Genomic DNA, 13002 nt, shown 5'->3' with positions numbered 1-13002 from the left:
CTCGCCGTGACCCATCTCCGGGCATGCCCCGGTACGCTGCCGTCGTCGCCGGCGGGCGCTCGACCCGCTTCGGCGACCGCGACAAAGCCGTCGCCGATCTGGCCGGCACGCCGATGATCCGCCGCGTCGCCGACCGCCTCGTGGACGTGACCGACCGCTTGGTCGTCAACTGTCGGCCGGACCAACGCGCGGCGATCACGGCGGCGATGGAGGGTTACGTGAACCCCGTCCGCTACGCCGAGGATCCCGATCCCGACGAGGGACCGATGGCGGGCATCCGGACGGTGCTCCGGGGCGTCGAGGGGTGGGGCGGGTCCGACGCCCCCGCGTTCGTCGTCGCCTGCGACATGCCGTTCGTCGACCCCGCGCTCGTCGACGCGCTGTTCGACCGGATCGACGGCGGCGGCCTCGACGCCGTCGTTCCCCGGGTCGACGACGAGTGGTTCCAGACGACCCACGCCGCCTACCGGGCCGGCCCGATGGCCGACGCCTGCGACGCCGCGCTGGCGCGTGGCGACCGCAAGATCATCGCGCCGCTGTTCGACCTCGAGTACGCGGAGGTCGGTGCCGACGACCTCGACTCCCTCGGTGTCGACGAGCGGAGCTTCGAGAACCTCAACACCCGGGAGGAGTTCGAGGCGGCCGCAGAGGCGTTGACGCCGCGGTAGCTACGCGTCGAGCACGTCGACGACCCGCCCCTCCCCGAGCGCAGCGAGCACGACCCGGTCGAGTCGCCCCGCGTTGTCGGCCTCGAACGCCGCGCGGGCGATCTCACGCGCGACGACCTCGTCGTCGGCGTCGTCCACCTTGTTGACGAGCGCGACGACCTCGGCTCCGGGGGGAACGTCCTTCAGTCCGCCCGCGGGGGACGCGAGGACGCGGCCGACCGCCTCGGCGGTGACCTCCTCGCCCTCGTCGATATCCGCGACCGCCGCCACGCGCTCGGGACGGTGAACGCGCTCGTCGGTCAGCGGCTCGCCCACGACGTGTGCGGAGGCGATCGGAACCACGGCGTCGGCGCCTGCGGGGATCTGCGGTTCGCGGTCGCTCGGGGCCTTGAACTCGCGCATGCGCGCGCCGTCGGCCTTCACGAGCACCGGCCCGTCGTGGGCGTCAGTGAGGTCGTCGACGACGGCGGTGTCGTAGCCGAGATAGCGGTCGTCGCGCTCCTGCTCGGGGACGAGCCCGAGCGGGAAGTCGCCGGCGTCGCGGTCGGCAGCCGCAAGCGCGTCGACGGGAGCCTTGGTCACGGCGACGCGCGCGACGTGGTCGTCGAAGATCGGGATACGGACCGTCGCGGTGACGATCGCGCGGTCGAGGCGGTTCGCGAGCGTGTACAGCGTCGTCTTCTTGCCGCCGGCACCGACGACGCAGACGAGCCCCTCGGTCGGGAGGGCGTCCTCCGGTTCGATCGTCATATCCGTGAGTTCGGGTCAGTCGCCGAGTAGCTTGCGCACCGGGCGAGCGAGAGCGCGGCGCCCGCGACGCCGCCGGCGACGAACGGAACCGCCCGCTCGGCGACGCCCGCAACCGCGACCAGCGGCGGGCCGACGCTTCCACCCGGGACGAACAGGCCGAACAGCACGGTCGCAGCCGAGAAGGCCACGACCGAAACGACGGCGAAGACCGCCGCGATGCGCGCGAGCGCCGCCTCCGACGCCTCGGGCATCCCCGCGGCCGCACCGGCAACGGCGGCGATCACGACCGCGACGAGCGTCGAGACGGCTCCCGCCGCCGAGACGAGCCAGACGGTGTCCGCCGTGATCCCGACGACCGTCGGGACCAATCCCGGCGCGGTGGCGACGACCGCGGCGACGGGGGCGGCCGCGAGCGCGAACGCGATCTGTCTGCCGAGGCTTCCGGACGCGTGCGTGGTGGAGGGCATCGTCACGGGCGACGGCAGCCCGTCGTACAAACGTTCCGGCCGAATCCAGCGTTTCCGCGGGAGCGGTGTCCTACTCCACCACGGCGGCCTCAGCCACCGCCGCCTCCACCTCGTCGGTGTCGGGGAACGTCAGCGGCTCCGTCGCCGTCCAAGTGTACGTCACGGTGCCGTCGGGCGCGACGACGAACACCGCGCGGTTCGCGATGCCCCGCATGATCGACTCCTCGCGACGGACGCCGAAGTCGGCGATCACGTCGTTGTTGAACCCCGAGACGAGCGGATACTGGAGATCGTATTCGTCGATGAACGCCAACAGCGACCACGGCGAGTCGACGCTGACGCCGAACAGCGGCGCGTCCATGGCCGCGAGGTCCGCCTTCCAGTCCCGCAGTTCACACAGCTCCTGCGTGCAGGTACGCGAGTAGACGCCGGGATAGAACGCGAGGACGACCGGGCCGTCCTCGAGCGCCTCGGACAGCGAGAACTCGCTCACGTCGTCGCCGGTGTACGAGCCGCGGTCGGTCTCCCGTGCGGCCTCGGGCGTCGCCATCGGTGCGGTTACCTCGGGAGCGTCGTCGCCTACGTCGAGCATGTCCGTGTGGTGTGTGGGCGGCGTGTAAACCCTTCGTGCCGCGGTAGTCCGGTTCGGACGTGTCGTTGCGGCCCGCGTGGTCGATCGGGGAGCAGCCCACGGAAACCCTGTGTCGGGCCGGAGTCGACCCCGGCGGTTCTATTGAGTCATGGTCTTTAGAGACAACTCAACATGAAACAGCCGTTCGGTGGAGATCGCGAAGTTAGCGGTGTGATTCGATTCTGATGCGCGGGTTTCCGCTCTCGTCGGCAGTGATCGTAACCGTCGTTGAATCCGCTTCAAACTGGAGAGTCGTCTTGAGATTGTGTTTGTTGAAGAGCCCGTCGAGTGCGTCCGTGTTAATGTCATCGCTGATGAGCCACTCTTGCGCGAGTACATCTTCATCGTGAGCCTCTGCGACCGCTGTGACGACTGCTGTGCTGAGCAGTTCGTCCTCGTCTGGCTCGTAGTAGAACGAGTGTTGATTACTCACACAGGCCATGTGGACTGTCAACAGGAAACCCATTATTACCAGTTAGTACAGTTTGGTACGTACCTTTGATAGTTCAGGGCGTACCTCAGAAGGCGAGACTGGACAACACGGTGGTCAGTTCACCCGTGGCGGATACTCTATATTCAATATGGAGATGAACAACACAAAACTGAGTTTGTACTGGCTGCACCCTCTGCATTTGTCACGAGCTTGCGCTTGTGACTGAGGAGGACGAGGTTTCGGCGACGATCCCCTGCCCTGAGTGTGGTGAGGGTGAACTTGAGAAGACGGACGATTGCGCGCTCCGTAGGAATTTTTCTTCTCTCCCTGATCGTGAAGTACCTACTCTCGGAGCGTTCGCTTCCGCTCTTTGATTGCCTGTTTGAGAAAGGTTCTCATTTGTTGGCCCGAGGACTCATCGAGTGCGGTTTTGAGTCTATTGAGTCGGTGGTCGTTTTCGTATAGCTGGCTATTGCCGAGAGAGGTCATACCCCGTATAGATGTAGTCACGGCATTATGCCTTTCACCTGAAGGTGAGTCTGTTTGTGTGATGGGCTTCATAGAGGGGTGGGGAGGTTTGCGGATGTGGATGCTCTTGGGGAATGTAGTTGGGAGTTGGCCCCCCTCCTCGAATGGCCGCCCCCCGACTTCGGAACGATGGTTGGGAAAACCACACCTCCCCGCGAAGTGTTACTTATTCTAAACTAATAGAGGTTCGGCTTGATATACGACGGTGAAAATTCGTAGTGTCATGCTCGCCTCCCCTCACCGGAAACAGTGGGGGATTTTCTGCGTGTATGTCCCGGTGCTACTGTCGGCGAAGGGGTTGACTTTCTGATCTTTCTACGTCTCGTGGTGAGTGGCGGGCGCTCCGGCGGAGGTGTCCGTATCCGGAGAAGATTGCGCTGCGACGTCCGTCGTCAGATCGCATGCCAACGTACGGATGGCTTCGTTGTGTTTTTCTTTCACCTGAGCGATTGCGTGTGGATGTGTCTCCAGTTGATCGTACTCTTCGCAGTCGATAGCGTGTTCGAGCTGCTGTTCGTACTCCTCGCGGACTAATGAGAGGAGTTCGTGAAGATGTACGAGTTCTATCTTTCTCATGTGTTGGAACGCATTCACTGCTCGTCACTCGATCTGGTACCCACAGATCGTTCCGTCCCCGTCGAACGGTCGTCACGCTCTTTGTTATTCTCCACTCCTCGAAATTGGGGGTCAGCTTACTCACAGAGTGTAAGAACGTACCCGATTCAGCCGATCACCAAGCACCCGCACACATCAGCGTAAAAGAACTGCTTACTCACCGAGCAGCTGATAGCGCAGACCGATCCGTATGTACAGACCATTGCTTACTGTGCCCTCTGTACTTAGCGAAGCGATTCACCAGGTCGTGGCGAGTTCTCACAACCAGATTCCGAGTGGAACAGTCGCTCAGTGTGTCTACGTAGTTGGTACCGCGGTTGCTTTATTCGATCGATACCTCATACGGAGAACACACGGTCTTTACGTACGAGGTGGAGACAGATCAGTCGTATGCCCTCCCCGAAACGTGTCCGCATCGTGGCTGCGTTCGTCCTGATCGGCATCGCCGCACTCCTGTACTCGGTTCTTATCACCTATCGACCCTTCCTCGGCACGGGCGTTGCGCTCGCGTCCTTCGTCGTCGCGTCGTTCGCGTACTACGGGGATGACAACCGGAAGACGGTCACTCGCGCAGCGATCGTTGTCACACTCATTTACGGGGTTTTCACTCTCCAACTACCCGTTGCTGTCATCGCAGCCTGCGTCGTCTACCTTACCGCGTGGCTCACCGGGTCGGACAGCCCACTCGACGCGCCTGACACGCAGGTATTCCCGGTCGAATCGGCGGCTACCAACGAATCCGACTACAGCGAGTGAACCGGCGACCCGCCGGGTTCTTCGAGCAGCTCAGTCACAAGACCTCGGTTCGCGGGTTGTTCAGTGAGTCACCTGTACGTGCCAACGCACCCTAGAATCCGGTAGCTGACAAGCGTTTCAACGGCGCCGCGGCGGGTCAGTCGTCGCCGTCGGTCACATCGTCATCCGCCTCGTAGTCGTACTCCTCGCGCGCCGCCCCGGACGTCAGCTTCCCGAGTCGCAGGTCGCGCTCGATGGCCTCGTCGGGACGGTCGGCCGGGTCGCCGTAGCCGCCGCCGCCGGGCGTCCTGATGCTGACCACGGTGCCCGCGGGGAGGTCACGGGTGTGCTTGGCGGGCAGTTTCTCCAGTTCGTCGCCGTCGTCGTCGCCGGACTGCGTCCGGCTGCTCGCGGAGCTTCGCTCCGCGCTGCCGACGAGGTACGCCGCGCCGTTTGCGCCTTCCCCACCCCCGTTCAGGCCGTACGGGTGCGACTCGTGGCGCTCGGCCAGCAGGCTGAGCCGCGCCGTGTGCTCGCGCACGCGGATGTCCCGGCGGAGGCCGAGCCCGCCGCGGTGTTCCCCCGCGCCGCCGGAGTCCGGGCGGAGTTCGTACCGCTCGATCCGGAGCGGGTACGCGGTTTCGAGGACCTCGGCCGGCGTGTTCAGCGTGTTGCTCATGTGGACGTGGACGCCGTCCATGCCGTCGCCGCTCGCGCGGCCGCCGAAGCCGCCGCCCTGGGTCTCGTAGAAGGCGTACGGCGAGTCGCCGTCGCCCCGCGGGTCGGTGCCGCCGAGCGTGACGTTGTTCATCGTCCCCTGTCCCGCGGCGGCGACGGCCTCGGGGGCCGCCCCCGCGAGCGCGCCGAGCACCACGTCCGTGACGCGCTGGCTCGTCTCGAGGTTTCCGCCGACGACCGCCGCCGGAAGGGTCGGATTCACGATCGTTCCCTCGGGCGCGACGACCTCGATCGGGCGATAGCAGCCGTGGTTCGGCGGGATATCCGGGTCGGTGACGCACCGGACGGCGTAGTACGTCGCCGACGCGGTGACCGCGAGCACGGCGTTGATCGGGCCGTCGGTCTGGTCGGCGGTGCCCGTGAAGTCGACGGTCACCTCGTCGCCGTCGACCGTCAACGCGACCTCGACCGCGAGGTCCTCGTTACCGCGGCCGTCGTCGTCGAGCGCGTCCGCGAACTCGTAGGTACCGTCCGGCAGGTCCGCGAGTTCGGCGCGCATCCGACGCTCGGAGTAGTTCTTGATCGCCTCGAGGGCGGGCGCGAGCGCGTCGCCGTGCTCCGCCGCGAGGTCGCGGAAGCGTCGCCGGCCGGTGGCGTTCGCCGCGACCTGCGCGCGGAGGTCGCCGCGGCGCTCCTCGGGCGTGCGGACGTTCGCGAGGATCATCGAGAGCACGTCCTCACACACCTCCCCCTCGGGCGTGCCGTCCTCGGCGACCGCACCTGTCCCGGCCTCGAACTTCACCGGCGGGATGCGCAGGCCCTCCTGGTAGATCTCCGTCGAGTCGGCCGCGACCGAGCCGGCCGTCGAGCCGCCGATGTCGGCGTGGTGCGCGCGGTTCGCGGCGAAGGCGATCACCTCGTCGCCGGCGTCGTCGTGTATCGGCGTCACCAGGGTCAGGTCCGGGAGATGCGCACCGCCGCGGAACGGATCGTTCAGGAGGATCGAATCGCCCGGCGACAGCGACTCCGGCGGGAAGGCGTCGACCGCCGCGGCGACGGAGTACGGCATCGCGCCGAGGTGGACCGGCATCGTCTCCGCCTGCGCGATCATCTCGCCGTCAGCGTCGAACAGCGCCGTCGAGCAGTCCTGCCGCTCCTTGATGTTCGGGGAGTAGCCCGTCCGCACGAGCGTCGCGTTCATCTCCTCGGCGACCGCCTCGCAGCCGTTGCGGATCACCTCGAGGGTGACCGAATCGATCGCGGGGTCGGAGCCGTCGGCGCTCATTCCCCGTCACCCCCGGTCTCGACGACCAGATTGGCGTCGCCGTCGACGCGGGCGCGCTGGCCCGGGTGAACGACGACGGTGCTCTCCGTTCCCTCGACGACCGCGGGACCGTCGAAGGCGGCGTCCGTCGGGAGCAGCGACCGGTCGTATACCGGCGTGTCGCGGTCGCCGTCCGCAAAGCCCACGCGCCGGGTCTCCCGTACGGCGTCCGCGGGGTCGCCGGCGCGCTCCTCGACGGTCAACTCGGGCGGCTCGACGAGGCCCCTCGCCCGGAGTCTGACGGTCACCAGTTCCACCGGCTCCTCGGGCGAGGCGTGCCCGTACCGGCGCTCGTGGGCCGCGTGGAAGCGCTCCTCGACGCGGGCGAGTTCGTCGTCGAGATCGCCCTCGACCGGCACCGACAGGTCGAACGACTGCCCGGCGTAGCGCAGATCGAGCGTGCGCTCGAAGGCCAGCTCGTCGTCCGCGCGGCCGGCGTCGCGCAGTTCCGCCCGGCCCTCGGCCTCGAACGACTCGTAGGCGTCGCGGAGGGCCGCCGGGTCGACGTCGTCCCAGCGGCGCACCATCGAGGTGGAGTAGTCGTACACCACGTCGCTGATGAGCAGCCCCAGCGCCGAGAGGACGCCGGCGGCCCGCGGGACGATCACCTCGGGGACGTCGAGGGCGTCGGCCAGCGCGGTCGCGTGGAGGGGGCCGGCGCCGCCGAAGGCGACGAGCGCGAACTCGCGGGGGTCGTAGCCGCGCTCGACGCTGACCACCCGGAGCGCCCGGCGCATGTTCGCGTTCGCCACGTCGAGCAGACCGCGGGCTGCGGCCTCGGTCGCGTCGGGGTCGCCGGCGACCGCCTCCGCCAGCGGCGCGAAGGCGTCGCGGACGCGGTCGGCGTCGCGGGCGAGGGCGTCCGGGAGGAACCCCGAGGGGTCGATGCGGCCGAGCACGAGGTGGGCGTCGGTGACGGTCGGCTCGGTCCCGCCGCGGTTGTAGCAGACCGGACCGGGCTGGGCGCCCGCCGAGCGCGGCCCGACACGGAGCGCTCCGCCCGCGTCGACGTAGCCGACGGAGCCGCCGCCGGCGCCGACGGTGTGGATGTCGACGGTCGGGACCGAGACGGGGTAGTCGCCGACCTCGGTGTCGGTCGTCACGAGCGGGTCGCCGTCGCGCACGAGGCTCACGTCACAGGAGGTGCCGCCCATGTCCATCGTGATCAGGTCGTCGACGCCCCGGCGGCCGGCGACGTGGGTCGCGCCGCGGACGCCCGCGGCGGGGCCCGAGAGGAGAGTGTTCACGGGACGCTCGCGGGACGCCTCCGCGGCCATCAGCCCGCCGTTCGATCCCATCACCCGCAGGGGGGCGTCGATGCCGAGGTCGCCGACGGCGTCGGCGAGCGCGCCGAGATACGCGTCCATCACGGGCTTGAGCGCGGCGTTCATCGCGGTCGTCAGGGTGCGCTCGTACTCGCGGATCTCCGGGAGCACGTCCGACGAGAGGGAGACGCTGGCGTCGACGCCCTCCTCGCGCAGGATCTCTCGGACGCGGCGCTCGTGGGCCGGATGCTCGAAGGAGAACAGCAGGGAGACGGCGACGCTGTCGGTCCCCGACTCCCGGAGGTCGGCGGCGCGGTCGCGGACGGCGGCCTCGTCGAGGTCGCGGAGCACCTCGCCGCGCTCGTCCACCCGTTCGGGAACCTCGAACCGGCGGTCGCGGGGGACCACCGGGTCGGGCTTGGTCGCCTCGAAGTCGTAGATGTCGGGGCGGGTCTGGCGGCCGATCTCGACGGCGTCGCGGAACCCTTCGGTCGTGAGGAGGGCGGTGTCGGCCCACTCGCCCTCCAGCACGGCGTTGGTCGCGACGGTCGTTCCGTGGCCGAGGAAGTCGACCTCGACGAGGGGAACGTCGAGGCCGCGTAGGCCCGTCACGACGCCCTCGTCGGGCGCGGCCGGGGTCGACGGCGTCTTGTCGACGCGGACGCGGCCGTCGCGGACCGTCACGAGGTCCGTGAACGTGCCGCCCACGTCGACGCCGACGCGCGTGCCCGCCGGCGCGTGTTCGTCGGTCATACCCGTGGGTTCGGGGGGACGGTTGTAGGCGTTCGCTTCGCGGACGATCGCTCACCGTCGAGGGAACAATGATATACGGAGATACACATGGCCACATACCACATGGTAAGCGAACACCACGTCGAAACCGCGTCCGAACGCCTCGGCGTCGCGCTCGATCCGAGCGATATCGAGCGGTACGCCGCCGACGCGACCGACGCCGCCGCGATGGCGGGCGCGTTCGAGCCGTCGACGGACGAACGCGATCCCCGCGAGTACGCGCCGGGTGACGACGAGTACAACGCCTTCCGCTACCGGGTGGAGGAACAGAGCGGCGACGGGCCGCTGGACGGGCTCCGTGTCGCGGTAAAGGACAACATGGCCGTTTCGGGGGTGCCGATGACCTGCGGGTCCGCCGGCGTCGACTTCGTCCCGCAGTACGACGCGACCGTCGTCGAGCGACTCGAGACGGCGGGCGCACGGCTCCTCGGCACCACCAACATGGACGAGTTCGCGCTGACGACGACCGGCGAGACCTGTGCGCACGGACCGACCCGGAACCCGGCGACCGACGACGGCGTCCCCGGCGGCTCCTCGAGCGGGAGCGGGGCGGCCGTCGCCGCCGACCTAGTCGACGCGGCACTGGGGAGCGACACGGGCGGCAGCGTCCGGATCCCCGCTTCCTACTGCGGCGTCGTCGGGCTCAAACCGACGCACCGGAGCGTCCCTCGGTTCGGGTTCGGCGACCTCGCGCCCTCGCTGGACCACGTCGGCCCGCTGTCGTCGTCGGTCTCGACGGCCTTCCGCGTGTACGACGCCATCGCGGGGCCGGACCGTCGCGACCTCTCCTCTCGTGCCGCCCGGCCGACCGCGAACACGCACGCGGCGGTCGGCGAGCCCGTCGACGGGACGACTGTCGGCGTCGTTCGGGAGGCGATGGAGGGGGCCGATCCGGGGGTCCGGCAAGCGATAGAGGACACCGTGGCGGACCTCGAGGCCGCGGGCGTCGAGGCGACCGAGGTGTCGCTCCCGCGGTTCGACGAGATGGCCTCCGCCGTCGTCGTGATCGCGAACACAGAGTTCGTCTCGCTGCTCGCGAATCGGGGACTCGTCCGCGCCAGCGGCACCGGCTACGCCGACCCGTGGCGGGCGGCGGCGGCCGACATCGACTGGGACGGGCTGGGGGACGGCGTCGTCGACAGCGCCGTCACCTTCGAGGCGCTGTACGAGGCGACCGAGGGACGCGCGTACGTCGGCGCGCAGAACGTCCGCGAGCGGTTCACCGCGGCGGTCGACCGACGCTTCGACGACGTGGACGCGCTGGCGCTCCCGACCACCCCGACGACCGCGCCGGACTTCGGCGAAGTGACGACGACCGACGACGTGATCGGCACGATCACGAACACGAGTCCGTTCAACCTCACCGGGAACCCCGCCGTGTCGGTCCCGACGAGGACGGTTGACGACCGGCCGATCGGACTACAGCTCGTCGCCGACTGGTTCGACGAGCCGACGCTCGCGCGACTCGGGTCCGCGCTCGAATAGCGACGGGGCGGCCCCAAACGAACCGGGAGAGTATTTGAACAACGGGCCGAATATATTTGGTCCGCGCTACAAAATAACCGAACGATCGAGAGACGATCCGCGTACTAATTCAAGGATCCGGAATAGATCCGGAAATATAGTTCCGGACCCCATAGCTTATCCTCCTCGGATATCCTTGACAAGGTGTGACGACCCATGAAAAAGAGTAGCAAGGAAGAGCACCGAACCGGGGGGTTCGTCCCGGGAACGTTCTCGATCGCCGCACACGATCCCGACGCCGAGGAGTTCGGCGTCGCCGTCAGCACCGCGCTCGTGGGCGTCGGAGCGCTGTGTCCGTTCGTCAGCGAGAACGCCGCCGTGGCGACCCAGTCGTTCGTCAAGGTGTCTCACGGTGCCAACGCCGTCGACCTCGCCGACCGCGGCGTGAGCGTGCCGACGGCGTGTGAGGCGCTGCTCGGGGACGACGAGCACGCCAGCTATCGGCAGCTCCACGGCATCGACGGCGACAGCCGCACGTTCGCCTTCAGCGGCGACGACTGCGTCGACTGGAACGGCCACCTCGAACGGGACGACCACACCGTCGCGGGCAACATGCTCGCGAACGGCGACGTGATCGAGGACATCAGCGAGACGTTCCAGGAGACTGAGGGGGAACTCGCTGAGCGCCTCATGACCGCCCTCGAAGCCGGTCAGGGCGCCGGCGGCGACAAACGTGGGAAGATCAGCGCGGCGCTGCTCGTCCACTCGCCCGACCCCAAACTGTACCACAACCTCCGTATCGACAACTCGGAGAATCCGGTCGAGGACCTCCGCGAGGCGTTCGAGCTGGGCAAGCAGACGGAGACGGACCTGCCCGCGTCGACTGACGAGATGCTCGGGGAGTACCCCGACGAGATACTCGACTTCGGACTGAAGTACTAACGAAACCCAAACACATGACCAACGACAACCAATTCGATCCGACAGACGTCGACCGCCGCCGCTTCCTGAAGGCAACCGGCCTCGCGGGCGCCGGCGGCATGACCGCGATGGCCGGCTGCGCCGGCGGCGGCGACGACACCGAGGAACCGACCGACGCCTCTGACGGCGGCGGCGACGGGGGCGACGGGGGCGGCGGGGAGACGACCACCGAGGACCCCGGCGAGATCCAGGAGGGCGGCACGCTCGTCTGGGGCCACAGCGAGGTGACGCAGAATCTCGACATTCACCAGACGGCGACCGCCAGCACCGGCCGCTTCCTCAACAGCGTGTACGACCCGCTCGTCGGGCTGACGAGGGAGCTGGAGCTGTCCACCGACCCGGACGTCGCCAGTCCCGGGCTCGCCACCGACTGGGAGGTCAGCGACGACCTCATGACGTACACGTTCACGCTCCGGGAGGACGTGACGTTCCACGACGGGACGGAACTCACCGCCGAGGACGTGAAGTACAGCTACGACCGCATCGCCGACTCCGAGACGGGCGCGATCATGCAGTTCGTCTTCGGGTCGACCGACTCGGTCGAGGTCGAGGACGACTACACCGTCGTCGTCAACCAGTCCGAGCGGTACCAGCCCTTCCTGCGGCAGCTCGCGTTCACGGGGACGTCCATCGTCCCGGCTGGCTCGGGCGACCAGTTGGGCGACGAGCCCGTCGGCACCGGCCCGTTCCAGTTCGTCATGCGCCAGCAGGGGAATCGAGCCGAGCTGGAGGCGTTCGACGACTACTGGGGCGAGGGACCGTACCTCGACGCCGTCGAGGAGCGGACCGTCACCGACCCCGATAGCCGACTCACGGGGATCCAGGAGGGGAGCTACGATCTCATCAACGACATCCCGCTGGACGACATCAACAGCGTCGTCGGGAACGACAGCGACGACCTCAAAACGCGGACGTGGTCGCCGCTGTCGTGGGCGTTCCTCAACATGAACAACACGGAGCCGCCGTTCGACGACCCGGACTTCCGGAAGGCCGTCGACTTCTGTATCGACAAGCAGGCGCTCGTCGAGGGCGCCCTGTTCGGCAACGGCGAGCCGACCGCGAGCCCGAGCTTCCCGAACAGCGCCTTCCGCAACAACGACCTCTCGCCGCGCGAGCAGGACTTCGACCGGGCGGCCGAGCTGTTCGAGCAGTCGCAGTACGACGTCGACGAGTTCGACCTCACGTTCAAGGTGACCACGAACTACCCGTGGCACGTCGACGCCGCGACGCTGATGCAGCAGTTCTTCCAGCAGGCGGGACTGAACGTCGAGATCCAGCAGCTCCAGTGGAGCGACTGGCTCTCGCAGGTGTTCGCGAACGGGGACTTCACGCTCTCGATGGTGAACTTCTTCACCTTCTGGGAGCCGGCGTACCTGTACACATCGATGTGGACCAGCGACGGCTCGTTCAACTTCCGCGGCTACGCCAGCGACGAGTACGACCAGGCCGTCGCCGACGCCGCCCAGGCCTCGGGTCGCGAGGAGGCGATCCCGCTGTACCAGGAGGCGCAGTCCATCATCCACGAGGACGTCCCGGACGTGATGCTGTGGTTCCGCGACGGGACGCTGGCCGCGAAAGATCGCGTCAACGGGCTTGACACGGCGCTCTCGCCGAACAACAGCGAGCTCGGCTTCGGCCGGGTGTGGATAGATCAGGAGTGAGCCGAACCGC

The 13002-nt window shown here is 67.9% G+C and carries 12 protein-coding genes; 5 read left to right on the top strand and 7 right to left on the bottom strand.

The annotated features are described in order from the left end of the window. The first annotated feature begins 23 nt into the window (after positions 1-23). Positions 24-668, top strand: a complete 645-nt coding sequence (gene mobA, locus ABJD39_RS09390) for a molybdenum cofactor guanylyltransferase (protein ID WP_348607545.1) — start codon at positions 24-26, stop codon at positions 666-668. Here mobA and yqeC read toward each other — a convergent pair whose 3' ends face one another. The 5 genes from yqeC to ABJD39_RS15040 form a co-directional block, all read right to left on the bottom strand. Beyond that, positions 669-1418 carry a selenium cofactor biosynthesis protein YqeC gene (yqeC, locus tag ABJD39_RS09385; protein WP_348607542.1) on the bottom strand — a complete coding sequence of 250 codons (750 nt, stop codon included), beginning with the start codon at positions 1416-1418 and terminating at the stop codon, positions 669-671. Then, entirely contained in the window at positions 1415-1885 is a 471-nt protein-coding gene (locus ABJD39_RS09380; RefSeq protein ID WP_348607539.1) for a hypothetical protein, read from the bottom strand. Before ABJD39_RS09380 ends, yqeC begins: the two co-directional genes overlap by 4 nt. A 70-nt stretch (positions 1886-1955) precedes the next feature. Further along, positions 1956-2477 carry a redoxin domain-containing protein gene (locus ABJD39_RS09375; protein ID WP_348607537.1) on the bottom strand — a complete coding sequence of 174 codons (522 nt, stop codon included), beginning with the start codon at positions 2475-2477 and terminating at the stop codon, positions 1956-1958. A gap of 202 nt (positions 2478-2679) precedes the next feature. Beyond that, on the bottom strand, positions 2680-2949 hold the full coding sequence (locus ABJD39_RS09370) for a HalOD1 output domain-containing protein (protein WP_348607535.1): 270 nt from the start codon (positions 2947-2949) through the stop codon (positions 2680-2682). An 843-nt stretch (positions 2950-3792) separates the two neighbouring features. Continuing rightward, positions 3793-4053 (bottom strand): UPF0058 family protein, encoded by a 261-nt coding sequence (locus tag ABJD39_RS15040; RefSeq protein WP_431357879.1) that lies wholly within the window; start codon positions 4051-4053, stop codon positions 3793-3795. 429 nt (positions 4054-4482) lie between these two features. Between ABJD39_RS15040 and ABJD39_RS09365 the strand changes: the two genes are divergently transcribed. Continuing rightward, on the top strand, positions 4483-4848 hold the full coding sequence (locus ABJD39_RS09365; RefSeq protein WP_348607532.1) for a hypothetical protein: 366 nt from the start codon (positions 4483-4485) through the stop codon (positions 4846-4848). A 136-nt stretch (positions 4849-4984) separates the two neighbouring features. Here ABJD39_RS09365 and ABJD39_RS09360 read toward each other — a convergent pair whose 3' ends face one another. Together ABJD39_RS09360 and ABJD39_RS09355 are read right to left on the bottom strand one after the other, a co-directional pair. Beyond that, positions 4985-6790, bottom strand: coding sequence for a hydantoinase B/oxoprolinase family protein (locus ABJD39_RS09360; protein ID WP_348607530.1), 1806 nt, complete (start codon positions 6788-6790; stop codon positions 4985-4987). Then, the gene (locus ABJD39_RS09355; protein WP_348607527.1) at positions 6787-8847 is read right to left on the bottom strand and encodes a hydantoinase/oxoprolinase family protein; all 2061 of its coding nucleotides are present in this window, start codon (positions 8845-8847) and stop codon (positions 6787-6789) included. The genes ABJD39_RS09360 and ABJD39_RS09355 overlap by 4 nt, the downstream gene beginning before the upstream one ends. Before the next feature lie 102 nt (positions 8848-8949). On the opposite strand from ABJD39_RS09355, the gene ABJD39_RS09350 reads away from it, so the two are divergent. The 3 genes from ABJD39_RS09350 to ABJD39_RS09340 all read left to right on the top strand — a co-directional run bounded on the left by ABJD39_RS09350 (position 8950) and on the right by ABJD39_RS09340 (position 12992). Then, positions 8950-10371: an amidase gene (locus ABJD39_RS09350; protein ID WP_348607525.1), complete on the top strand. Its 1422-nt coding sequence runs from the start codon at positions 8950-8952 to the stop codon at positions 10369-10371. Between the two features lie 195 nt (positions 10372-10566). Beyond that, positions 10567-11292: a DUF1028 domain-containing protein gene (locus ABJD39_RS09345; RefSeq protein ID WP_348607522.1), complete on the top strand. Its 726-nt coding sequence runs from the start codon at positions 10567-10569 to the stop codon at positions 11290-11292. 14 nt (positions 11293-11306) lie between these two features. Continuing rightward, the gene (locus tag ABJD39_RS09340) at positions 11307-12992 is read left to right on the top strand and encodes an ABC transporter substrate-binding protein (RefSeq protein WP_348607520.1); all 1686 of its coding nucleotides are present in this window, start codon (positions 11307-11309) and stop codon (positions 12990-12992) included. Positions 12993-13002 lie beyond the last annotated feature (10 nt).

The organism is Halobaculum rarum, assembly GCF_040025155.1.
Taxonomy (GTDB): domain Archaea; phylum Halobacteriota; class Halobacteria; order Halobacteriales; family Haloferacaceae; genus Halobaculum; species Halobaculum rarum.
Note: the sequence above shows the minus strand (reverse complement) of the source record. Positions and strands in the feature narration are given on the sequence as shown.